General features: G+C 67.1%; 19 protein-coding genes. 16 read left to right on the forward strand and 3 right to left on the reverse strand.

Translation table 11 applies throughout. The features are described from left to right. Positions 1 to 66 precede the first annotated feature (66 nt). From G6N33_RS12770 to G6N33_RS12805, 8 genes are all read left to right on the forward strand, one after another. Positions 67 to 834 carry a lysophospholipid acyltransferase family protein gene (locus G6N33_RS12770; protein ID WP_101528146.1) on the forward strand — a complete coding sequence of 256 codons (768 nt, stop codon included), beginning with the start codon at positions 67 to 69 and terminating at the stop codon, positions 832 to 834. A 6-nt stretch (positions 835 to 840) separates the two neighbouring features. Continuing rightward, positions 841 to 1,590, forward strand: a complete 750-nt coding sequence (locus G6N33_RS12775; protein ID WP_044509028.1) for a lysophospholipid acyltransferase family protein — start codon at positions 841 to 843, stop codon at positions 1,588 to 1,590. A 23-nt stretch (positions 1,591 to 1,613) separates the two neighbouring features. Further along, complete coding sequence (locus G6N33_RS12780) at positions 1,614 to 2,399, forward strand: lysophospholipid acyltransferase family protein (protein ID WP_044509027.1); 786 nt, start codon at positions 1,614 to 1,616, stop codon at positions 2,397 to 2,399. Positions 2,400 to 2,450: 51 nt separating this feature from the next. Next, positions 2,451 to 3,278 (forward strand): Cof-type HAD-IIB family hydrolase, encoded by an 828-nt coding sequence (locus tag G6N33_RS12785; protein WP_044509026.1) that lies wholly within the window; start codon positions 2,451 to 2,453, stop codon positions 3,276 to 3,278. A gap of 166 nt (positions 3,279 to 3,444) precedes the next feature. Then, entirely contained in the window at positions 3,445 to 4,089 is a 645-nt protein-coding gene (locus G6N33_RS12790) for a hypothetical protein (RefSeq protein WP_231382514.1), read from the forward strand. Next, complete coding sequence (locus G6N33_RS12795) at positions 4,086 to 5,252, forward strand: glutathionylspermidine synthase family protein (protein ID WP_044509025.1); 1,167 nt, start codon at positions 4,086 to 4,088, stop codon at positions 5,250 to 5,252. Before G6N33_RS12790 ends, G6N33_RS12795 begins: the two co-directional genes overlap by 4 nt. Positions 5,253 to 5,284: 32 nt before the next feature. Then, positions 5,285 to 5,755 (forward strand): DUF350 domain-containing protein, encoded by a 471-nt coding sequence (locus G6N33_RS12800; protein WP_044509024.1) that lies wholly within the window; start codon positions 5,285 to 5,287, stop codon positions 5,753 to 5,755. Between the two features lie 9 nt (positions 5,756 to 5,764). Further along, positions 5,765 to 6,031, forward strand: a complete 267-nt coding sequence (locus G6N33_RS12805; protein ID WP_044509023.1) for a hypothetical protein — start codon at positions 5,765 to 5,767, stop codon at positions 6,029 to 6,031. Here the strand turns inward: G6N33_RS12805 and G6N33_RS27745 are convergent. The 3 genes from G6N33_RS27745 to G6N33_RS12825 all read right to left on the reverse strand — a co-directional run bounded on the left by G6N33_RS27745 (position 6,028) and on the right by G6N33_RS12825 (position 10,813). Further along, positions 6,028 to 7,950, reverse strand: a complete 1,923-nt coding sequence (locus tag G6N33_RS27745; RefSeq protein WP_269210871.1) for a spermine/spermidine synthase domain-containing protein — start codon at positions 7,948 to 7,950, stop codon at positions 6,028 to 6,030. The two genes, G6N33_RS12805 and G6N33_RS27745, sit on opposite strands and share 4 nt — an antisense overlap. A 43-nt stretch (positions 7,951 to 7,993) precedes the next feature. Continuing rightward, positions 7,994 to 9,646 carry an LGFP repeat-containing protein gene (locus G6N33_RS12820; RefSeq protein WP_044509022.1) on the reverse strand — a complete coding sequence of 551 codons (1,653 nt, stop codon included), beginning with the start codon at positions 9,644 to 9,646 and terminating at the stop codon, positions 7,994 to 7,996. Between the two features lie 141 nt (positions 9,647 to 9,787). Then, positions 9,788 to 10,813, reverse strand: coding sequence for a PirG (locus G6N33_RS12825; RefSeq protein ID WP_179962686.1), 1,026 nt, complete (start codon positions 10,811 to 10,813; stop codon positions 9,788 to 9,790). A 250-nt stretch (positions 10,814 to 11,063) separates the two neighbouring features. Here G6N33_RS12825 and glf point away from each other — a divergent pair, with 250 nt between their 5' ends. The 8 genes from glf to culp6 all read left to right on the forward strand — a co-directional run bounded on the left by glf (position 11,064) and on the right by culp6 (position 21,215). After that, the gene (glf, locus tag G6N33_RS12830) at positions 11,064 to 12,284 is read left to right on the forward strand and encodes a UDP-galactopyranose mutase (protein ID WP_044509020.1); all 1,221 of its coding nucleotides are present in this window, start codon (positions 11,064 to 11,066) and stop codon (positions 12,282 to 12,284) included. Between the two features lie 49 nt (positions 12,285 to 12,333). Further along, positions 12,334 to 14,220, forward strand: a complete 1,887-nt coding sequence (locus G6N33_RS12835; protein ID WP_044509019.1) for a glycosyltransferase — start codon at positions 12,334 to 12,336, stop codon at positions 14,218 to 14,220. Next, positions 14,213 to 14,749, forward strand: coding sequence for a phosphatase PAP2 family protein (locus G6N33_RS12840; protein WP_044509018.1), 537 nt, complete (start codon positions 14,213 to 14,215; stop codon positions 14,747 to 14,749). The genes G6N33_RS12835 and G6N33_RS12840 overlap by 8 nt, the downstream gene beginning before the upstream one ends. Before the next feature lie 11 nt (positions 14,750 to 14,760). Further along, entirely contained in the window at positions 14,761 to 15,672 is a 912-nt protein-coding gene (locus G6N33_RS12845; RefSeq protein ID WP_044512553.1) for a decaprenyl-phosphate phosphoribosyltransferase, read from the forward strand. Beyond that, complete coding sequence (gene aftB / locus G6N33_RS12850; RefSeq protein ID WP_269473954.1) at positions 15,659 to 17,629, forward strand: terminal beta-(1->2)-arabinofuranosyltransferase; 1,971 nt, start codon at positions 15,659 to 15,661, stop codon at positions 17,627 to 17,629. The genes G6N33_RS12845 and aftB overlap by 14 nt, the downstream gene beginning before the upstream one ends. Before the next feature lie 336 nt (positions 17,630 to 17,965). Continuing rightward, positions 17,966 to 19,006 (forward strand): diacylglycerol acyltransferase/mycolyltransferase Ag85A, encoded by a 1,041-nt coding sequence (ag85A, locus tag G6N33_RS12855; protein WP_044509015.1) that lies wholly within the window; start codon positions 17,966 to 17,968, stop codon positions 19,004 to 19,006. Positions 19,007 to 19,157: 151 nt separating this feature from the next. Then, a complete protein-coding gene (locus tag G6N33_RS12860; RefSeq protein WP_408632777.1) occupies positions 19,158 to 20,069 on the forward strand; it encodes an esterase family protein in 912 nt (303 codons plus the stop codon). A gap of 132 nt (positions 20,070 to 20,201) precedes the next feature. Next, a complete protein-coding gene (culp6, locus tag G6N33_RS12865) occupies positions 20,202 to 21,215 on the forward strand; it encodes a carboxylesterase Culp6 (RefSeq protein WP_044509014.1) in 1,014 nt (337 codons plus the stop codon). Positions 21,216 to 21,236 lie beyond the last annotated feature (21 nt).

Raw genomic sequence — 21,236 nt, forward strand, 5'->3', positions numbered from 1 at the left:
TCCGGCCGGTGGTCTGTTTTCCCCACTTTCGCCGGCGCGCCGGTGGTAGCACTACGCTAAGAACCTGTGGAACCGGTATACGGGACTGTCATCTTCCTCGCTCGCACGATCTGGCGGCTTCAGGGGCTGAAGATCACCGTCTCGGGCGTGGAGAATTTGCCGGCCACCGGCGGCGCGGTCATCGCGATCAACCACACCGGCTACCTCGACTTCACCTTTGCCGGGCTGCCGGCCTACCAACAGGGCCTCGGCCGCAAAGTGCGGTTCATGGCCAAGCAAGAGGTATTCGACAGCAAGGTCACCGGACCGCTGATGCGCAGTCTGCGTCACATTTCGGTGGATCGGCAGGACGGCGCCGCCTCCTACGAGGCCGCGGTCAGAAACCTCAAGGACGGCGAACTCGTCGGCGTCTACCCCGAAGCGACCATCAGCCGCAGCTTCGAGATCAAGGAATGCAAGAGCGGCGCCGCACGCATGGCCGTCGAGGCCGGCGTGCCGATCATTCCGCACATCGTGTGGGGCGCCCAGCGGATCTGGACCAAGGGGCACCCCAGGAAGCTGATCCGGCCCAAGGTGCCGATCACCGTGCTCGTCGGCGAACCGATCGAACCGACGCTGGAGGTGCCGGAGTTACGCGGCCTGCTGCACTCGCGCATGCAGCATCTGCTGGAACGAGCCCAAGAGCAGTACGGACCGCACCCGGCCGGCGAGTTCTGGGTGCCGCACCGGCTGGGCGGCGGTGCCCCGTCGCTGGCCGAGGCCGCCCGGCTGGACGCCGAGGAAGCGGCCGCGCGGGCGGCCCGGCGCGCCCAAGCCGCGGGGGCGCCGGAGTAGTCGCCGATGGTGGAGCCGACCTACCGCACCCTCGAGATACTGGCCCAGCTGGCGGTGTTGGCCACCGGAACCAAAATCACCTACGGCGGAATCGAGCACATTCCCGAACGCGGCGGGGCGGTGGTCGCGATCAACCACACCAGCTACGTCGACTGGCTGCCGGCCGGGTTGGCCATGCGCCGGCGCAACCGCCGGCTGCGATTCATGATCAAGGCCGAGATGCAGCAAGTCAGAGTGGTCAACTCGCTCATCAAGCGCACTGGCACTATCCCGGTGGACAGGAAAGCCGGCGCGAGTGCCTACGCGGAGGCGGTGGAACGGCTACGCGCGGGCGAACTCGTCGGGGTTTATCCGGAGGCCACGATCAGCCGCAGCTTCGAGCTCAAGGAGTTCAAGACCGGCGCCGCACGCATGGCACGTGAGGCCGACGTGCCGATCGTCCCGGTCATCGTCTGGGGCGCGCAACGAATCTGGACCAAGGACCATCCCCGACGCCTAGGCCGCCACCACATCCCGATCACCGTCCTCGTGGGCCCGCCGCTGCGGGCCGAGGACGACGTCGCGCGCACCGATGACGCGCTGCGCGCATCGATGACCAAGCTGTTGCACGCGGCGCAGCGGGACTACCCGCACCCCGCGGGAGAATACTGGGTGCCGCATCGGCTCGGCGGCGGAGCGCCGACGTTGACCGGCGCGGCTCGGATCGAGGCCGACGAGGCCGCGGCCAGGGCGGCAAACCGGGGCCCGCGCCAGTAGCCTTAGGGGGCGAAGGAGAAGAGATGGCAGAGCCGTTCTATCGGTTCGGGGAATTAGTCGTTCCCTCACTTGTCGCGATGAACGGGACCAAGTTCACGTTCCGCGGACTCGAGAACATTCCACAGCGGGGTGGCGCGTTGCTCGCGCAAAACCACACCAGCTACCTGGATTGGCTCCCGGCGCTGTTCGCCGCGCGCGAGCGGGGCCGGCGGATGTATTTCATGATCAAGGCCGAGATGGCCGACGTGAAGGCCGTCGACTACGTGATCAAGCACGCCCGGCTCATTCCGGTGGACCGCCGCAACGGCCACGACGCGCTGACCGCGGCGGTGCAGCGGCTGCGTGCCGGCGAGTTGATCGGCATGCATCCCGAGGCCACCATCAGCCGCAGTTTCGAGCTGCGGGAATTCAAGACCGGGGCGGCGCGGATGGCGCTGGAAGCCCAGGTGCCGATCATCCCGGTGATCGTCTGGGGGGCCCACCGGATCTGGCCAAAGGATCATCCAAAGAAAGTGTTCCGCAACAAGGTTCCGATCACCGTGGCCGCGGGACGGCCGATCCCGCCGCACGGGACGGTCGAGCAGCTCAATGTGACGCTGCGCCAGGCCATGAACGCGCTGCTGTACCAAGTGCAAGAGGAGTATCCGCACCCCGAGGGCGAGTTCTGGGTGCCGCGGCGATTGGGCGGCAGCGCGCCGACCCGGGATGACTCGCAGGCGATCCGGCTGGCCGAATTGCAGCAGCGGGTGCAGAAATACGGAACCGATGGGGTGACCCGGCCCGGACAGTCGCAAAGCGGACGGCATTGACGAGTGCGGCTGACGGTCGGATCGGCTCAGTGACGGCTCGATGACACCTCGATGACAGGGCCGACTTCGAGGCCGGCGCTGATCGCGTGCGATGTCGACGGCACCCTGTTCGACGACAGCGAGGCCATCACTCCGCGCACCCGCGACGCCGTGCGCTCCGCCGTCGCCGCGGGCGCCACCTTCGTGGTGGCAACCGGGCGCCCGCCACGGTGGATACGCCCCATCGTCGACGAGCTGGGATTCGCGCCGATGGCGGTGTGCGCCAACGGCGCCGTCGTTTACGACCCGGCCCACGATCGGGTGGTATCGGCGCGCACCTTGTCGGTGGACACCTTGGCCGAATTAGCCGAGCTCGCGATGCGTGTCATCCCGGGTGCCGGTCTGGCGGTGGAGCGCATCGGTCGCAGCGCTCACGACACCGCCACGCCGCAGTTCGTCAGTTCCCCGGGCTACGAGCATGCGTGGCTGAACCCGGACAACACCGAGGTGTCGATTGATGACCTGCTCAGCGCGCCGGCGATCAAGCTGCTGATCCGGCAGGCCGGCGCCCGCAGCGCCGACATGGCGGCCGAGCTCGCCAAACACGTCGGCATCGAGGGAGACATCACCTACTCCACCAACAACGGGCTGGTGGAGATCGTGCCGCTGGGCATCAGCAAGGCCACCGGCATCGAAGAGGTGGCCGCGCCGCTGGAGATCGCCAGCGACCAGGTGGTGGCGTTCGGTGACATGCCCAATGATCTGCCGATGCTGCGCTGGGCCGGGCGCGGCGTGGCGATGGGCAATGCACATCCCGACGTGCTGGCCGCCGCCGACGAGGTGACCGCGCGTAACAACGACGACGGAGTGGGACGCGTGCTGGAGCGTTGGTGGGGCTAGCGACCAGCGGTGGCGGTAGCCCCGCCGAGCTCCGCCCCAGCCGTAGCAAAATGTGGCAGACTGCCCGCGTGCCCGCCTTCCGGCCCGTCGCTTGTCGTCAGGTGTTCGCTCGCCTGACCGGCGGCGATGCCGCGCGCGGCGTGGGGTCCGGGCCGAAGGACCGGTAGTGGAATCCGACGAAGACCCGACCAAGGGCGGCGAGCCGGCGGACGACAAGTCGCCGACACCGCGGCCCAGCGCCGGCGACCCGGCCGAGCCGGATGAGGAACCGACCCATGAGGAAGGGTCCGAAGACTTTTCCTCCGGCGGCAGCATGGAATTCCAGGATGCTCAGACGACCAAGCCGCGACCTCCGACACCGGCCGAGCTGCGCGCGCGAGACAAGTACGCCAAGAAGCAGAAGGCGCTGGAGCAGGCACGGCTGGAAGCCGAGGAGAAGCGCCGCCGCCAGCGCCGGATATTGATCGGCGCCGCGGCGGGCGTCGGTGTCGTCGGTTTGGTGGCCGGCCTGGGGTATTGGATGTTTTCCTCGCCCACCGTCACCGCGCAATGCGTCCAGGACGATCCGAGCGGTCAGCCGATCATCGTGCCGGACAGTTACTGCACCGGCCACACCGCGGGGCTCAACGGCTTCTTCTTCTTCGGTGGACACCAATACCGGTACTACTACGGCAGTTCCGGGACGATAGGGTCGCGGCCCAGCGGCGGCACCACCGTCGCACCCAAGGGCGCCACCATCACCACGAAGTCCGGAACCACCATCTCGCGCGGCGGTCTTGGTGGCTCATCGAGTAAGAGCAGCGGATCGTGAAGCGCGCCAGGCACCAGCCACGGCCGAAGTGGCAGACGATCGTGGAATCCCAAGGGCTGGTATACGGGACACCCGCGCGCGACGCGAGGGGCCGCGCTCGGCCGTATTGGGACGAATCGGTCCACTACGTGTTCGACATGGACGAGATCTTGGCGCTGGAAGCCGATGTCGAACTGCTGCACTCGATGTGCCTGAACGCCGTCGAGCAGGTGGTGTTGATGGAACGGTTCGCCGATTTCGGTTTGCCGGAATGGAGTTGGCAGCCCATCGCCGAGTCGTGGCGCCGCTCCGACCCACATGTCTACGGGCGTTTCGACTTGCGTTACGACGGGCGCCGGCCGGCGGTACTGCTTGAGTACAACGCCGACACCCCGACGACACTGCTGGAAGCCGCGATCCTGCAATGGTATTGGCTCAAGGACGTCTTTCCCGACGATGACCAGTGGAACTCACTGCACGAGCAACTGGTGGACCGCTGGAAGCAGCTGCGGGATGTGCTGCCCAGCGACGAATTGCACCTGAGCTGGTCCGGGGTGGAAGCCACCGGTGAGGATCAGATCACCACCACCTATATGCAGGAAACCGCGGCGGAGGCGGGTTTTCAGACCGTGGGCCTGGTGATCGAGGACCTCGGCTGGGACTCCGCCCTGGAGCGTTTCGTCGATTTGGAAGAGGCCCCGATCGACGCGGTCTTCAAGCTCTACCCGTGGGAGTGGGTGCTCGATGACGACTTCGGCAAACACGTGGTGTCCAGCCTGCCGCAGACGGCGTGGATCGAACCGCTATGGAAGACCCTGCTGTCGAACAAGGCGATTCTGGCGGTGCTGTGGGAGATGTATCCGGGACATCCGAACCTGTTGCCCGCCTACATCGATGATCCGCACGAGCTGACCGAGTACGTACGCAAACCCAAGCTCGGCCGGGAGGGGGCGAACATCACCGTCGTGGGCGCCGGTCTGGAGACCGCGACCGGTGGTGTGTACGGCGAAGAGGGCTACGTGTATCAGTTGCTCGACCCGTTGCCGGAGTTCGACGACATGCGCCCCGCGCTGGGGGCCTGGATCGTCGGCGATTCGGCGGCCGGTCTCGGTATCCGCGAGACCGCGGGATTGATCACCGACGACGGCGCGGCCTTTGTCCCACACCGGATTCCCCCGCAGTGAACTGCTGAGCAAGTGAACGGAGTTGATCGAGGATGACAACAACCATCGTGGCGCTGAATCCGGGTTATTGGGATCACGGCTACTGGTCCGTGCTCGGCCGGGGCGCGGGAGCCATCGTCTTGTACGCGGTGGTCGGCCTGATCCTGATGCTGGTCGGGTTTTATGCCATCGACCTGACCACCCCGGGCCCGCTGCGCCGGATGGTGGGCGCCGGCAAGCCCAATGCGATCGTCGTTTCAGCCGCGGGCATGGTGAGCATGGCGTTGATCGTGGTGCTGGCCATCTACTCGTCGTCCGGAAAACTACTCGAGGGACTGGCGGGGTCGGCAGTGTTCGGCCTGGTCGGGATCGTCGCTCAGGTCGTGATGATGCGGATCGCGACGTTGGTGATTGGCATCGACATGGACGCGGTGTTCAATGCCGATGCATTCGAGTACGAGGCGCTCATGGTGGCCGCCGCGCAGGTCGCGTTGGGCATCGTGGTTGCCGTCGCAATCCTCTGATGCACCAACATGTTTGAAGCGGGTGAGCAGCTTCGCGTGGCCGTCGATGTGATGACGGCGTGGACGACGGATCCGGACAACGTGGATTTCGCGATCGGCCGGGCGAAGGGCTACCTCGATGAGGGCCCCGAGGGTTATCAGACCCTGCTGGCCGGGTTCGTGGGCCTGTCGGGGTGGCTGCTGATCAGGCTGGCCAAGGCGGAAAGCGAGTCGGGAAAGGCTACTCGGGACGAGATGAGGACCATCCTGCAGGACATCGCGCGCAGGTCGATCTAGCCCGCGCGCAGGCTCTTCGGCGGCACGCAGGCCGCTCGGAGGGTGTCGGCGTCGATGCTGCGCGGCCGGTAGGGTAGTGACGGCAAGCGCGCCACCATCATTGCGACGGGATCGGCGGCGGCATCGGCCAGCCCGCAGAGAAATGACCATTCGTGTTCGTCGCTGCCGAAATAACTTACGGTGCTGAAGGTTTCACGAAAGCGTCGCCACGCTAGGCGTAGTGACTCGTTGCGCCACAGCGTGGGGCAGCCGGCCTGTGTGACCACAACGCGACCAATGTCGCGGCAGCGCTGCAAAAATGCCGTGTCGTAGAGGCGATTGTGCTGGGCGGGTTCGACTCGCTCGTCGGGAAGGTCGATGACCACAATGTCGTAGCATGCGTCGGCGCGCTCCACGAACTCCCAGCCGTCGCAATAATGCATCGCGATCGGGCCGAATCCCCTTTCGGCCCTGTACAATTCGTCGGCGTTGTAGCCGTAGGGCAGATGTTGTGCGCACAGCCGCACCGCGTCGCGATCGATGTCGACGTGATCGACTCGGGCGGCACCGGCCGCGACGGCGAGCTGGCTGACCACCCCTTCGCCCGAGCCGATGACGAGGACCCGAGTCACCGCACCGGCCAACAGCAGGGCGGGAACCAGCAGCGCTTCGTGATAGACGAGCTGGCTGAATTCGGTACTCTGCCGTTCGTCGTCGCTGAATAGTGTGACGCCTTGCTGGGTACGGCCGATAACCAGATGCTGGAAACCGGTGTCCACGTCGCAGATGACCTCGGTGATCCGCCAACATCGCGTCAATCCCGGGGCCAGCGGCTCGACGATCTCCCGGCGCGGCGCGACGTCGGGTGTGTCGGCGAAATATGTTGGCAGTGCTGGAAATCCGTTGAACGACACCGAGGCATAGCTGGCGGTGTAGGCGCCGGTGCCCGGGATCTCGACCCGGTCACCGGGGGCCAGGGTGACGGGCAACGGATAGCTGCGGTACAGCACGTCGTCGCCGTCGCAGGTCGGTCCGGCGATGACCGCGTCGGCGAGCCGATCGCCGTCGCGGTCGGTGCGCAGCTGGTATCGGATGTATTCGTTCTCGGTCTCGGCCAGGCCGCCGTAGCGGCCGATGTCGAGGTACACCCAGCGCCGGGTATCGGTGCCGGTGCGCACCGCCACCACCTGGCAGGTGATGGTGCCCGCCGCGGCGACCAGCAGCCGGCCGGGCTCCACCGCGAGCTGGGGTGGTCGGCTGCCGAAATGCCGTGTCAGCGCGGCGGTGATGGCCGCGGCGATGGTGTCGAGATGCGGCGCATCGAGCGCGTAGCGGACCGGGAAACCGCCGCCGATGTTGAGCGTCGTGAGTTCCCCGACGGTGTCGAATATGGATGCGGCACTTTGTATTCCGAGAGCCCACGCGCCGGGATCCAATTGCTGCGAGCCGACGTGAAAGCAGATGCCCTCCGGGCGCAGTCCCAGCGCAACCGCACGTGTCAACAGCTGGGCCGCGGCTTGCGGCGCGCAGCCGAACTTATGCCCGAACGGCGTCACCGACGCCGGGAAGTTCGCTGCGATACGGCATTCCACCGCCGCGCCCGGGGCGTGTTCAGCAATGTCGATCAAGCCCTGCTCGGTATCGAAGGCGAATCGCCGAACCCCGCGTGCGTGCGCCCGGGCCATGTCGATCGCTTTCTTGATGGTGTTGCCGAACGTCAGCCTCGCGCCGTTGATGTCCGCCGCGCTGCACGTCTCGATCTCACCGATTGAGGCGACATCGAAAGCGCAGCCCTCGCCGGCCAGCAGCCGCAGGATCGGTTCGGCCGGATTCGCCTTGACCGCATAGCGGATTTGCGCTCCCGGCAACGCGGCGCGCAGCGCCCGGTAGTTCTGCCGCACCCGGGCGAGATCCAGGCTCAGGTACGGGGTCTCGGGCACAGATCGCACAGTAGTACGCACCCGCGCCGGCTGCGGTCAGGCGTCAGCTGTCGGGGTGGGTAGGCAACGAGAAGTGTTCGGGCGGGACTTCCGGGGCGCTCGGTTCTTGCGCGGAGAGTTGTGTCGTGATGCCGTCGAGCACCTGGTTGACACTGCCGGTGAGACGGATGTAGTTCAACGTTCCGTGCTGGAAGTTCTGGGTGATCTGCAGCGGCTCTTGAATTTCGGCGCTGGTCGGCAAGCCGAGCGGGCCGCGCTCGTAGCTCTGGGCGGCCCAGGCGTCATAGATCGCACCGGTGACTGGCTGTGCGCCGGTGGCCGGCGACCAGTACATGGCGCCCCTGGCGAAGGTGGAGTAGCGGGCACCGCCTTCGGCGTTGTCCTCGGGCGAGGTCGGTGCACCCAGCACGCTGTTCATCCCGCCGAGTTCTTGCCAGCGTTGATAAATCGCGCCACCGGCCAACGCCTGGAGCAGTTCCTCCGGTGGGTCGTTGAAATGGGCTGCGATATCCCGGATTTCGTCCATCAACGCATATGCGGCGTTGCCGGGGCAATCGGTGTTGCCGACGTCGCGGTGGGTGAAGATGGTGGGCAGCGTGGCGAAGGCGCCCGCCGGGAAGGTGGTGTAGTGGCTGCCCGCGGACTCCAGCGTCACCGTGCCTTTGGGATCCACGCCGTCCAGGCCCAGGCGCCAGCCCAGTAGCCGGCCGACGGCGCGCAGCTGCAGCGGCGTCGGCGGTACGTCGTCGAAGTTGCCGATCATCGCCACGCCCCAGGTGTTGCGGTTGAACCCGCCGGTGTGGAAGCCCTCGACGGCCTTGGTCAGCCCGCCGGCGCTGCCCTCGAACACCTGGCCGTACTTGTCGACCAGCGCGTTGTAGGCGATGTCGCACCAGCCCAGCGTCTTGCTGTGGTAGGTGTAAATCGCCTTGACGATGCCCGCCGATTCCAGCGGCGAATAGTCGTTGCTGCCGGCGGTGTGGTGGATCACGGCGGCGCGAACCCCGTTGTCGTATTGCGGGGCCCCGCAGCGCAGCGACTCGTCGGCGCCCCATTGCGCGCGGCTGATGATGGGGGGCGCCTGGCCGGGCATCACGACTCCGGATGGCGGCGTCCACTGCGTGTCGACCGGGGCCTGGGGCGGGGAGATCAGGATGGCGGAGATGTTCTGCCCGAACGGCTGTTCGCGGGAGGCGGGGCGGTAGCCCAGGTCGATGTCCGGTTTCGGGAGCACGGGCGGCAGCGTGGGCGCGGCGTCGAGCGGGCGGGTGACCGCGATCTGCACCGTGGTCGTGGTCCCGACGAACAGCGGGTCGGTGCTGCGGGGTCCTTCGGTGGGACCGGGCTGGGGCGAGTCGCCCGCGGACGCCTTGTCCGGTGCCGCGGTTTCGTACTCGGTCTGATACCACGGTCCCCACGAGCCGTCGGCGTGCTTGGCGCGCACCCGGGTCGACGTGCCCGCCAGGTCGCCGGTCAACGCGACCAGGGAGAACGGCGTCGGTTGGGTGAGCTCGCGGACCGTGACGCCGCCGGTGAGCCCGACCAGTGGCTGTTCGGCGAGTTGGGTGTCGCGGGTCGGTACCGCCGTAGTGAGCCTGCCGTGCTCGCGGGTCAGATCCGCCACCGTCGACACGAGCACAACCGTGGCCGCGACGGCAGTGAGGAACGTCGTGGGCGCGCGGCGACGAGACGACACCAGCTGATGTTACTTGTGTTTCTGGTGTTATTTATGTGACGACACGTCGTCGGTGTGTCCCTGACTTGGCCCGAACGTTCGACGGCACCGCAGAGTGTGGTGACTCTGCGGTGCCGTCAGGTGACAAAACCCCCAAAGGTTCTAGACGGGAGGCAGCGCCGGCGGGAGCGCAGCACCGGCCGCCGGCAGGGCAGCGCCCGCGGCGGGCAGGGCAGCACCGGCCGCCGGGAGGGCACCGGCCGCATGCGGCAGCGCGGCCGCCGCGCCCGGCAGCGCACCAGCGGCACCCGGCAACGCGCCCGCGGCACCCGGCAGGGCGCCCGCGGCACCGGGCAGGGCCGCACCACCTTGCTGGGCCTGCGCGATGGCCGGCATCACCAGGCCCTTGAGCAGGTCGATGGCCTGCCCCGCACCCAGCTGGTTGGCGGCCTGCATCACGTCGTTGACGAGTCCGCCACCACCGCCGCTGCCACTGCCCGCACCGCCGATCGGTGAGGTGCCGCCCAGCGTCGACGGGTCACCCAGGATCGGATAGGTACCGTCGACACCCGGGTCCAGCGGAGCACTGATCGGCACTTCGCCGGGGGTACCCACGCCGGGGGTCAGTCCGGCCGGGCTGGTCAGCGCCGGGTTCAGTCCTGCTGCGGGCGTCGTCGGCAAGCCAGGGGTCGGCACACCGGGCTGCGGCAGCGCGCCCGGGCTGGTCAGGCCCGTGGCACCCGGCGTCAGACCGGGGCTCGTCAAGCCAGGACTGGTGAGGCCGGGACTGGTCAGGCCCGGATTCGCCACCCCGGGGGTGCCCAAGCCAGGCGTTCCCAGCCCGGGGCTGGTCAGGCCGGGACTGGTCAAGCCCGGGCTGGTCAAACCGGTGGTCCCCAAGCCGGGAGAACCCAGCCCAGGGCTGGTGAGGCCGGTGGTCCCGGCACCACCCAAGGCGGGCACCGGCGGGAGGTTGATCCCGAACGAGGACAGACCCTGGGTGAGCGCTCCCATGAGCTCACCCGGCAGGTCGGTCATGACTGCGGCCTGCTTGAACTCGTGATGCTCCACCGGCTTGCTGGCGGCGGTCGATTCGTAAACCAGGAAGTACGCGCAAGGACTCGCCACTGCCAGGGCGGCGACCGCGCTCATGGCTGTCGAGAGCTTGCGACGGCGTCGATTCGGCACGGAAGTCTCCTCAATCTATCGGTTGTGTTGGGGCGCCCGGCCGGTCCGTTCCGGTGGGAACCACACAGAATTGATGGTACGAGTGAGAAGGCTGTTACTAGAGTGGCGATATTGAATCGTGAGGTTTTTGCGACCCTGCGCGTTACGTGCGATTCGAATCACTGCAAACCACTTTTTACGTGCTCTAACCCCGGTCCTTCCGGCTCGCCGGATGGGGTAGCCCCGCGGGGTCCGATACCCTAAGCAACCGATGACCGCTCGTTTTGACCTCCTCGTCGTCGGCTCCGGTTTCTTCGGCCTCACCATCGCCGAGCGCGTGGCAAGCCAACTCGGGAAGCGCGTGCTCGTCGTGGAGCGGCGCCCACACATTGGTGGCAACGCCTACTCCGAAGCCGAGCCGCAGACTGGCATCGAGGTCCACAAGTACGGCGCGCACCTGTTCCACACCTCCAACAAGAGGGTCTGGGACTACGTGCGCCAGTTCACCGACTTCACCAACTACCAGCACCGGGTGTACGCGATGCACAACGGGCAGGCCTACCAATTCCCGATGGGCCTGGGCCTGGTGTCGCAATTCTTCGGCAAATACTTCACCCCCGACCAGGCCCGGCAGTTGATCGCGGAGCAGGCTGCCGAGATCGACACCGCCGACGCGCAGAACCTCGAAGAGAAGGCCATCTCGCTGATCGGTCGGCCGCTCTACGAAGCGTTCGTCAAGGGTTACACCGCCAAGCAGTGGCAGACCGATCCGCGGGAGCTGCCCGCGGCCAACATCACCCGGCTGCCGGTGCGGTACACCTTCGACAACCGATATTTCAACGACACCTACGAGGGCCTTCCGGTCAACGGGTACACGGCGTGGCTGGAAAACATGGCCGCCGACGAGCGCATCGAGGTCCGGCTGAACACCGACTGGTTCGACGTCCGCGACCAGCTTCGCGCCGACAGCCCCGACGCCCCGGTGGTCTACACCGGCCCGCTGGACCGCTACTTCGACTACGCCGAGGGGCGCCTGGGCTGGCGCACCCTGGACTTCGAGCTGGAAGTGCTGCCGACCGGGGACTTCCAGGGCACCCCGGTGATGAACTACAACGACCTCGACGTGCCCTACACGCGCATCCACGAGTTCCGGCACTTCCACGTCGAGCGCGACTACCCGACCGACAAGACGGTGATCATGCGGGAGTACTCGCGGTTCGCCGCCGACGACGACGAGCCCTACTACCCGATCAACACCGAGGCCGACCGGGCCCTGCTGGCCGCCTACCGAGCCCGGGCGAAGTCCGAAACCGCTTCTGCCAAGGTGCTTTTCGGCGGTCGCCTAGGGACTTATCAATACTTGGACATGCACATGGCGATCGCCAGCGCACTGAACATGTACGACAACGTCCTGGCGCCGCACCTGGGTGACGGCGCATCGTTGACCCAGGACGAGGACTCCGCCGGGACCAAAGACGAAGGCGCGCGTTGATGTGCGCCCACGACGCTGCACAGCGACGCACGATGAGGAGTGGCGCCCAATGACTGCCGTGAGCTTGCTGTCTCGCATCATCTTGCCGCGACCGGGTGAACCGCTCGACGTCCGCAAGCTGTACCTGGAGGAGTCGACCACCAACGCGCGGCGCGCGCACGCGACTAGCCGCACCTCGCTGGAGATCGGCAAGGAATCCGAGGTGTCGTTCGCCACCTACTTCAACGCTTTTCCGGCCAGTTACTGGCGGCGCTGGTCGATTTGCGCATCGGTGGTGTTGCGGGTCGAGGTGACCGGAACTGGGCGCCTGGACGTGTATCGCACCAAAGCCACCGGGGTGCGGATATCGGTGGAAGGCCGCCAGTTCGTCGGCACCGACGAACAGCCCGCCGTCGTCGAAATCGAGGTGCCGCTCAAGCCATTCGAGGACGGCGGTTGGATCTGGTTCGACATCACCACCGACACCGAGGTCACCCTGCGCAGCGGGGGTTGGTATGCGAGCGAGCCCGCCCCCGGCACGGCCAACGTCGCCGTCGGCATCCCCACCTTCAATCGTCCCGCCGACTGCGTCAACGCGCTGGCCGATCTCACCGCAGACCCCTTGGTGGACGCGGTAATCGGCGCGGTGATCGTGCCGGACCAAGGGGTCCGCAAGGTGCGCGATCACCCCGATTTCGCGGCGGCGGCCGCGGGCCTGGGTAACCGGCTCTCCATTCACGACCAGCCCAACCTCGGTGGGTCCGGCGGCTACAGCAGGGTGATGTACGAGGCGCTGAAAAATACTGACTGCGACCAGATTCTGTTCATGGACGATGACATCCGCATCGAGCCGGACTCGATCTTGCGGGTGCTGGCCCTGAGCCGCTTCGCCAAGTCGCCGATGCTGATCGGTGGCCAGATGCTCAACCTGCAGGAGCCCTCGCACCTGCACATCATGGGCGAGGTCGTCGACCAGTCGAACTTCATGTGGACCGCCGCGCCGCACGCCGAATACGACCACAACTTCGCCGAATTCCCGTTGGGGGACAAGAACGAACGCAGCGCCCTGCTGCACCGGCGCATCGACGTCGACTTCAACGGTTGGTGGACGTGCATGATCCCGCGACAGGTCGCCGAGGAGCTCGGCCAGCCGCTGCCGCTGTTCATCAAATGGGACGACGCCGAGTACGGTCTGCGCGCCGGCGAACACGGCTACCCAACCGTGACCCTGCCCGGTGCGGCGATCTGGCACATGGCGTGGAGTGACAAAGACGACGCGATCGACTGGCAGGCCTACTACCACCTGCGCAACCGGCTGGTGGTCGCGGCCCTGCACTGGGACGGCGACATCACCGGACTGGTCCGCAGCCATCTCAAGGCCACACTCAAACACCTTGCTTGCCTTGAATATTCGACCGTAGCTATCCAGAACCGGGCCATCGACGACTTTCTGGCCGGCCCGGAGCACATCTTCTCGATCCTGGAATCAGCGCTGCCGGAAGTGCACCGGTTGCGTAAGGAGTACCCGGACGCCGTCGTGCTGCCGGCGGCCAGCGAGCTGCCGCCGCCGCGGGACAAAACCAGGGCGATGAAGCCGCCGGTGAATCCCGTGTCGATCGGCTACCGGCTGGCCCGGGGAATCCTGCACAACCTCACGGCCGCCGACCCCGAGAGCCACCGGCGTCCGGAGTACAACGTGCCGACCCAGGACGCGCGTTGGTTCCGGCTGTGCACGGTCGACGGCGTCACCGTCACCACGGCCGACGGATGCGGGGTGGTCTACCGGCAGCGCGATCGCCGCAAGATGTTCACCTTGCTGTTGCAGTCGCTGCGCCGCCAACGTCAGCTGCTGCGCCGGTTCGACGAGATGCGCCGGATTTACCGCGGGGCACTGCCGGTGCTGTCCAGCAAGCAGAAGTGGGAGACGGCGTTGCTGCCCGCAGCACAGCATGGGTGAACCCGCAGTCCAGGCGCCGACCGGCGAGGTGGCCGTGCTGGTGGCCGTGCAATCGGCGTTGGCCGACCGGCCCGGCGCGCTGGCCGTGGCCCGCTCGATGTCGCACTTCGGCGAGCACAGCCTCGGCTGGCTGATCCTCGCGGTGTTCGGCGCGGTAGTGGCGCCGGTGCGGCGCCGCGACTGGCTGATCGCCGGGGGCGGCGCATTCACCGCGCACGCGGCCGCGGTGCTGATCAAGCGGGCGGTGCGCCGCAGGCGCCCGCATCACCCGGCCGTCCAGGTCAACGTCGGCACCCCCAGCCAACTGAGCTTCCCGTCCGCGCATGCCACCTCGACCACGGCCGCGGCGCTGCTGATGGGACGGGCCGCCGGACTGCCGCGGGGACTGAGCGCGGCGGTACTGGTGCCGCCGATGGCGCTGTCGCGGATACTGCTGGGCGTGCACTATCCCAGCGATGTCGCTTTCGGCGTGGCGCTCGGCGCCGCCGTCGCACGCCTTGCACTCTGGCTCGATAGGAAGTCGAGATAGGTGTGTCCGAGATGAGCGAAGAGGTGGTGACCGCACGGCCGCCGGCGAACCTGATCACCGGAGTGATCAAGGCGATGCGCCCGCGCCAGTGGGTCAAGAACGTGTTGGTGGTGGCCGCACCGGTGGCCGCGGCCGGCCGCGGCGTCCGCTACGACTACGCCGAAGTGGCGACCAAGGTGGGCGTGGCGTTCGTCGTGTTCAGCCTGGCCGCGTCGGCGATCTATCTGATCAACGACGTCCGCGACGTCGAGGCCGACCGCGAGCATCCGATCAAGCGGTTCCGGCCGATCGCGGCCGGTGTGGTGCCGGAATGGCTGGCCTATGTGTTGGCGGCGGTGCTGGGAACGGCGTCGCTGGCACTGTCGTGGTGGCTCACCCCCAACCTCGCCGTGGTGATGGCCGTCTACATCGCGATGCAACTGGGCTACTGCTTCGGGCTGAAACACCAAGCGGTGATGGACATTTGCATCGTGTCGTCGGCGTATTTGCTGCGGGCCATCGCCGGTGGCGCGGCCACCGATATCCCGCTGTCCCAGTGGTTTCTGCTGACCGCGGCGTTCGCGTCGCTGTTCATGGTGGCCGGTAAACGCTATGCCGAATTGCAGCTGGCCGAGCGGACCGGAGCGGCCATTCGCAAATCGCTTGAGAGCTACACCAGCACCTATTTACGGTTCGTCTGGACCCTGTCGGCAACCGCGGTGGTGATGTGTTACGGCCTGTGGGCCTTCGAGCGGGACCGCTATTCGGGTTCCTGGTTTGCCGTGTCGATGGTCCCGTTCACGATCGCGATCCTGCGCTACGCCGTCGACGTCGACGGCGGACTGGCCGGCGAGCCCGAAGACATCGCGCTGCGCGACCGGGTGTTGCAGCTGCTGTTCCTGGCGTGGATCGCAACGGTTGGTGCCGCGGTTGCCTTCGGCTAGTCCCGGCCTGGAGGCCATCAAGCGTGAGGTGATGCGCCGCCGGGCGGGGGGCAGGCGGCGTGGCCGGTCGCCGTTCCCGTACGACACCGTGGTTCGGGCCAGCCTGTGGATCAGCGTGGCGGTGGTCGCCGCGCTGTTCGGGTGGGGTGCGTGGCAGCGGCGCTGGATCGCCGACGACGGACTGATCGTGCTGCGCACCGTGCGCAACTTGTTGGCCGGTAATGGGCCGGTGTTCAACCAGGGTGAGCGGGTGGAGGCGAACACCTCGACGGCCTGGACGTACCTGATGTACGCGGGGGGCTGGGTCGGCGGCCCGCTGCGGCTGGAATACGTCGCACTGGCATTGGCCCTGGCGCTGTCGGTCGCCGGTGTGGTGCTGCTGATGCTGGGCGCCGGCCGACTTTACGCCCCCAGCCTGCGGGGTCGCCGCGCGATCATGTTGCCCGCCGGGGCGTTGGTGTACATCGCCCTGCCGCCGGCGCGTGACTTTGCCACCTCCGGCCTGGAAAACGGCCTGACGCTAGCGTATTTGGGGTTGCTGTGGTGGATGATGGTGTGCTGGTCCCAGCCGGTGCGCAACCGGCCCGACAGCGACCTGTTCGTCGGGGCGCTGGCCTTCGTCGCCGGGTTCAGTGTGCTGGTGCGTCCCGAGCTGGCGCTGATGGGTGGCCTGGCGCTGATCATGATGCTGACGGCGGCCCGAACCTGGCGCCGCCGGCTGCTGATCGTGGTGGCCGGCGGACTGCTTCCGGTGGGGTACCAGATCTTCCGGATGGGCTACTACGGGCTGCTCGTGCCCGGCACCGCGCTGGCCAAGGACGCCGCAGGTGACAAGTGGTCGCAGGGCATGATCTATCTGTCCAACTTCGTTCATCCCTACGTCGTGTGGCTACCGGTGCTGCTGCTGGTGCCGCTGGGATTGATCGTGATGGCAGCGCGGCGCCGGCCCTCGTTTCTGCGCCCGATGCTGGCGCCCAATTACGGCCGGCTGGCCCGCCGCGTCCAGAGCCCGCCGGCCGTGGTCGCCTTCGTCTTGGTGAGTGGCCTACTGCAGGCGCTGTACTGGACGCGACAGGGCGGCGATTTCATGCATGCACGCGTGCTGTTGGCGCCGCTGTTTTGTTTGCTGGCACCGGTCGCCGTGGTGCCGGTGCTGGTTCCCGACGGACAGGATTACTCGCGCGAGACGGGGTACTGGGTGGCCGGTGCGGCCGGCCTACTGTGGCTGGGTCTGGCGGGCTGGTCGCTGTGGGCAGCAAACTCGCCGGGGATGGGCTACGACGCCACCCACGTCACCTACACCGGCATCGTCGACGAGCGGCGTTTCTACGCCCAAGCGACCGGGCACGCCCACCCGTTGACCGCCGAGGACTACCTGGACTACCCGCGGATGGCCGCCGTGCTGACCGCGCTGGACAACACGCCGGACGGGGCGCTGCTGTTGCCATCCGGCAACTACACGCAGTGGGATCTGGTTCCCATGCTGCCGTCCCCGGATGGCAAACCACCGCAAAAGCCGCAGCACGCAGTGTTTTTCACGAACTTGGGCATGCTGGGCATGAACGTCGGGCTCGACGTCCGGGTGATCGACCAGATCGGCTTGGCCAACCCGCTCGCTCAGCACACCCAGCGTCTGGAGCACGGGCGGATCGGGCACGACAAGAACCTGTTCCCCGACTGGGTGATCGCCGACGGACCATGGGTGAAGGTGTACCCGGGTGTGCCGGGCTATCTGGACGTGAATTGGGTTGCTCAGGCGGTGGCGGCTCTGCAGTGCCCGGAGACCAAGGCCGTGCTGGCCGCGGTGCGCGCTCCGATGACGTTGCATCGGTTCGTCTCAAACTTCTTGCACTCCTTCGAATTCACCGCCTATCGGATCGATCGGGTGCCGCGCTATGAACTCGCTCGGTGTGGCCTGCCGGTGCCCGAAGCGATTCCCCCGCCACCGCGACAGTGATCGCGACAGTGATATTGCGGGGATAAATCTCACAGATCACGAACCAATCTCAATTTTTCGTGTGACCCACGCTGACAGCAAATTCACATCTGGGCGCCGACCTGTGCGCGAACACCGCCCGGCACATGCGTAAACGTCCGTTTTTCTCGGTCCGTGGGCCGGTAAAAGCCGACGAAAACTCCGCCGGCAGACGGTTTGCGGAGTCTCCTCGATGAGAGCCCCCGCCGGATCGTGTGGTTCACTACTTCAGTACTGCCGCGCCCATTGCGCATGCAGTCCGAACCAATCGACGACGCGTTCTGCTGAAGGCCGCGCCGAAAAGATGAGGAAGCAAGGATGACGCTTGTTGACAGGTTTCGCGACGCCGTGGCACGTATGCCACGCCGACTCGTGGTGGGTGCCGCAGGCGCGGCCCTGCTGTCGGGTCTGATCGGCGTTGTGGGGGGCTCGGCAACCGCTGGGGCGTTCTCGCGCCCCGGTCTGCCGGTGGAGTACCTGCAAGTTCCGTCGGCGGCCATGGGCCGGGACATCAAGATCCAATTCCAGAGCGGTGGCGCTAACTCGCCGGCGCTGTACCTGCTCGACGGCATGCGTGCGCAGGACGACTTCAACGGCTGGGACATCAACACCCCGGCGTTCGAGTGGTACAACCAGTCGGGCATCTCGGTGGTCATGCCCGTCGGCGGCCAGTCGAGTTTCTACTCCGACTGGTACAAGCCCGCCTGCGGTAAGGCCGGCTGCACCACCTACAAGTGGGAAACCTTCCTGACCAGCGAGCTGCCGCAGTACCTGTCGGCGCAGAAGCAGGTCAAGCCGACCGGCAGCGCGGCTGTCGGTCTGTCGATGGCGGGCTCGTCGGCGTTGATCCTGGCCGCCTACCACCCCGAGCAGTTCCCGTACGCCGGCTCGCTGTCGGCGCTGCTGGACCCGTCGCAGGGGATGGGGCCGTCGCTGATCGGCCTGGCTATGGGTGACGCCGGTGGCTACAAGGCCGCCGACATGTGGGGCCCGTCCAGCGACCCGGCGTGGCAGCGCAACGACCCGTCGTTGCAGGTCGGCAAGCTGGTCGCGAACAACACCCGCATCTGGGTGTACTGCGGTAACGGCAAGCCGTCAGACCTCGGTGGCGACAACCTGCCCGCCAAGTTCCTCGAGGGCTTCGTGCGGACCAGCAACTTGAAGTTCCAGGACGCCTACAACCAGGCCGGCGGCCACAACGCGGTGTGGAACTTCGATGCCAACGGCACGCACGACTGGCCGTACTGGGGCGCGCAGCTGCACGCCATGCTGCCCGACCTGCAGTCGGCGCTCGGCGCGACCCCGGGTGCTGGGCCGGCCACCGCGGCAGCCGCCGCTGGTTCCACCCAGGGCACCTAAACACGCAGCACGGCAACAGCGGCGGGGACTCTTAGGGGTTCCCGCCGCTGTTCTTTTCCGGCAGTGTGACGTGTTTCACTACCCTGCGGGTCGGCCGTACTGCGGCGCTGGTTACTGTGCAAACACAGCGACTACACGATGGAGGGTGGACATGACGGTCGTGCGGGGTTTGCCAGCGGTTCTCCGGGTGCTCTGCGTGGCAGTACTGGCGGCCGGGCTGGCCTTGGTGATGCAGCCGACCGGAATCGTCGGCAAAGTCAGGGCGGCGGGATACGAAAGCCTGATGGTGCCCTCGGCGGCCATGGGCCGCGACATCCCGGTGGCTTTCTTGGGCGGCGGGCCGCACGCCGTGTACCTGCTGGACGCCTTCAACGCGGCACCCGACGTCAGCAACTGGGTGACTGCCGGGAACGCGATGAACACCTTGGCCGGCAAGGGCATCTCGGTGGTGGCCCCCGCCGGCGGTGCGTGGAGCATGTATACCAACTGGGAGCAGGACGGTAGCAAGCAGTGGGACACCTTCCTGTCCAGCGAACTGCCCGACTGGCTGGCGGCCAACAAGGGCCTGGCGCCCGGCGGTCACGGCGCCGTCGGCGCCTCGCAGGGCGGCTACGGCGCGCTGGCGCTGGCGGCCTTCCACCCCGACCGCTTCGGATTCGCCGGTTCGCTGTCCGGGTTCGTCTACCCCTCGAGCACCAACTACAACGGCGCGATCCTGGCCGGGCTGCAGCAATTCGGCGGCGTCGACGGCAACGGCATGTGGGGCGCACCGCAACTGGGCCGCTGGAAGTGGCACGACCCCTACGTGCATGCCGCGTTGTTGGCCCAGAACAACACCCGGGTCTGGATCTACAGCCCGACCACCCAGGCCGGTGACGACGCCGCCATGATCGGCCAGGCGGGCGCCGCGATGGGCAGTTCGCGCGAGTTCTACCAGCAATACCGCAGCGTCGGCGGGCACAACGGGCACTTCGACTTCCCGGCCGGCGGCGACAACAGTTGGGGCTCTTGGTCGGGACAGCTGGGCGCCATGTCCGGCGACATCGTGGGCGCCATCCGCTAACCCCGGGACCGGTTTGCCAGGACGGACGGCGCCGCGCGCCGAGCCGGTACGGTGTATTGGAAGCAGCAGAGGGCGGGACGGCCGCTTGACCGTGTTCGAGCTGCGACCAACCGACTCTGCTAGCAGGAGACCATGACCACGAACTCCCGGCGCAACAAGCGCCGCCGCATCCTCGCTTGGGCCGCCGCGCTCAGCATGGCCGGAGTCGTCCTGCTGGTCATCGTCGCCGTGGTGACCATGCTGCGTAGCTCCGAAACTCCACCCAGCGCGGTGCCCCCGGGTGTGCTACCGCCGTCGTCTACCAGCACTCACCCGCACAAGCCGCGGCCCGCCGCGCAGGACGCCTCGTGTCCCGATGTCGAAATGATGGTCATTCCTGGAACCTGGGAATCGTCCCCGCAGGACGATCCGCTCAACCCCGTGCAGTTCCCGAACGCGTTGCTGCACAAAGTCACCGGGGCGATCGCCGAGCAGTTTCCCTCCTCCCGGGTGTTGACCTACACCGTCCCTTACACGGCGCAATTCCGTAATCCGCTGAGCGGCGACACCCAGATGTCCTATAACGAGAGCCGCGCCGAAGGCACCCGCGCGGCGATCCAGGCGCTGACCGACATGACCAACAAGTGCCCGCTGACCAGCTACGTGTTGATGGGCTTTTCCCAGGGCGCGGTGATCGCCGGCGATATCGCCAGCGATATCGGGAACGGTCGCGGCCCGGTCGACGATGACCTGGTGCTCGGGGTGACGCTGATCGCTGACGGCCGGCGCCAGCAGGGCGTCGGCAACGACATCGGGCCCAACCCGCCCGGCGAGGGTGCCGAAGTCACGCTGCACGAGGTGCCGGTGCTGTCCGGAATGGGGCTGACGATGACCGGGGCGCGGCCGGGCGGGTTCGGCGATCTCAACAGCAAAACCAACGAGATTTGCGCGCCGGGTGACCTGATCTGCGCCGCCCCGAACGAGGCGTTCAGCATCGCGAACTTACCGAATACACTCAACACCCTGGCCGGCGGTGCGGGTCAGCCGATTCACGCCATGTACGCAACGACGCAGTTCTGGAACCTCGATGGCGCCGCGGCGACGGATTGGACGCTGAATTGGGCGCGTAATCTCATCGAAAACGCGCCGCACCCCAAGCACGGATGACTGGTTGGGGACACAGCGAGT

Origin of the sequence: Mycobacterium simiae (assembly GCF_010727605.1) — a bacterium.
GTDB classification, from domain to species: Bacteria; Actinomycetota; Actinomycetes; order Mycobacteriales; family Mycobacteriaceae; genus Mycobacterium; species Mycobacterium simiae.

Coding starts and splice junctions, on each gene's coding strand:
- G6N33_RS12775 (WP_044509028.1), top strand. CDS start 841: ATGGTGGAGCCGACCTACCGCACCCTCGAGATACTGGCCCAGCTGGCG.
- G6N33_RS12780 (WP_044509027.1), top strand. CDS start 1,614: ATGGCAGAGCCGTTCTATCGGTTCGGGGAATTAGTCGTTCCCTCACTT.
- G6N33_RS12785 (WP_044509026.1), top strand. CDS start 2,451: ATGACAGGGCCGACTTCGAGGCCGGCGCTGATCGCGTGCGATGTCGAC.
- G6N33_RS12800 (WP_044509024.1), top strand. CDS start 5,285: ATGACAACAACCATCGTGGCGCTGAATCCGGGTTATTGGGATCACGGC.
- G6N33_RS12805 (WP_044509023.1), top strand. CDS start 5,765: ATGTTTGAAGCGGGTGAGCAGCTTCGCGTGGCCGTCGATGTGATGACG.
- glf (WP_044509020.1), top strand. CDS start 11,064: ATGACCGCTCGTTTTGACCTCCTCGTCGTCGGCTCCGGTTTCTTCGGC.
- G6N33_RS12835 (WP_044509019.1), top strand. CDS start 12,334: ATGACTGCCGTGAGCTTGCTGTCTCGCATCATCTTGCCGCGACCGGGT.
- G6N33_RS12840 (WP_044509018.1), top strand. CDS start 14,213: ATGGGTGAACCCGCAGTCCAGGCGCCGACCGGCGAGGTGGCCGTGCTG.
- G6N33_RS12845 (WP_044512553.1), top strand. CDS start 14,761: ATGAGCGAAGAGGTGGTGACCGCACGGCCGCCGGCGAACCTGATCACC.
- ag85A (WP_044509015.1), top strand. CDS start 17,966: ATGACGCTTGTTGACAGGTTTCGCGACGCCGTGGCACGTATGCCACGC.
- G6N33_RS12860 (WP_408632777.1), top strand. CDS start 19,158: ATGACGGTCGTGCGGGGTTTGCCAGCGGTTCTCCGGGTGCTCTGCGTG.
- culp6 (WP_044509014.1), top strand. CDS start 20,202: ATGACCACGAACTCCCGGCGCAACAAGCGCCGCCGCATCCTCGCTTGG.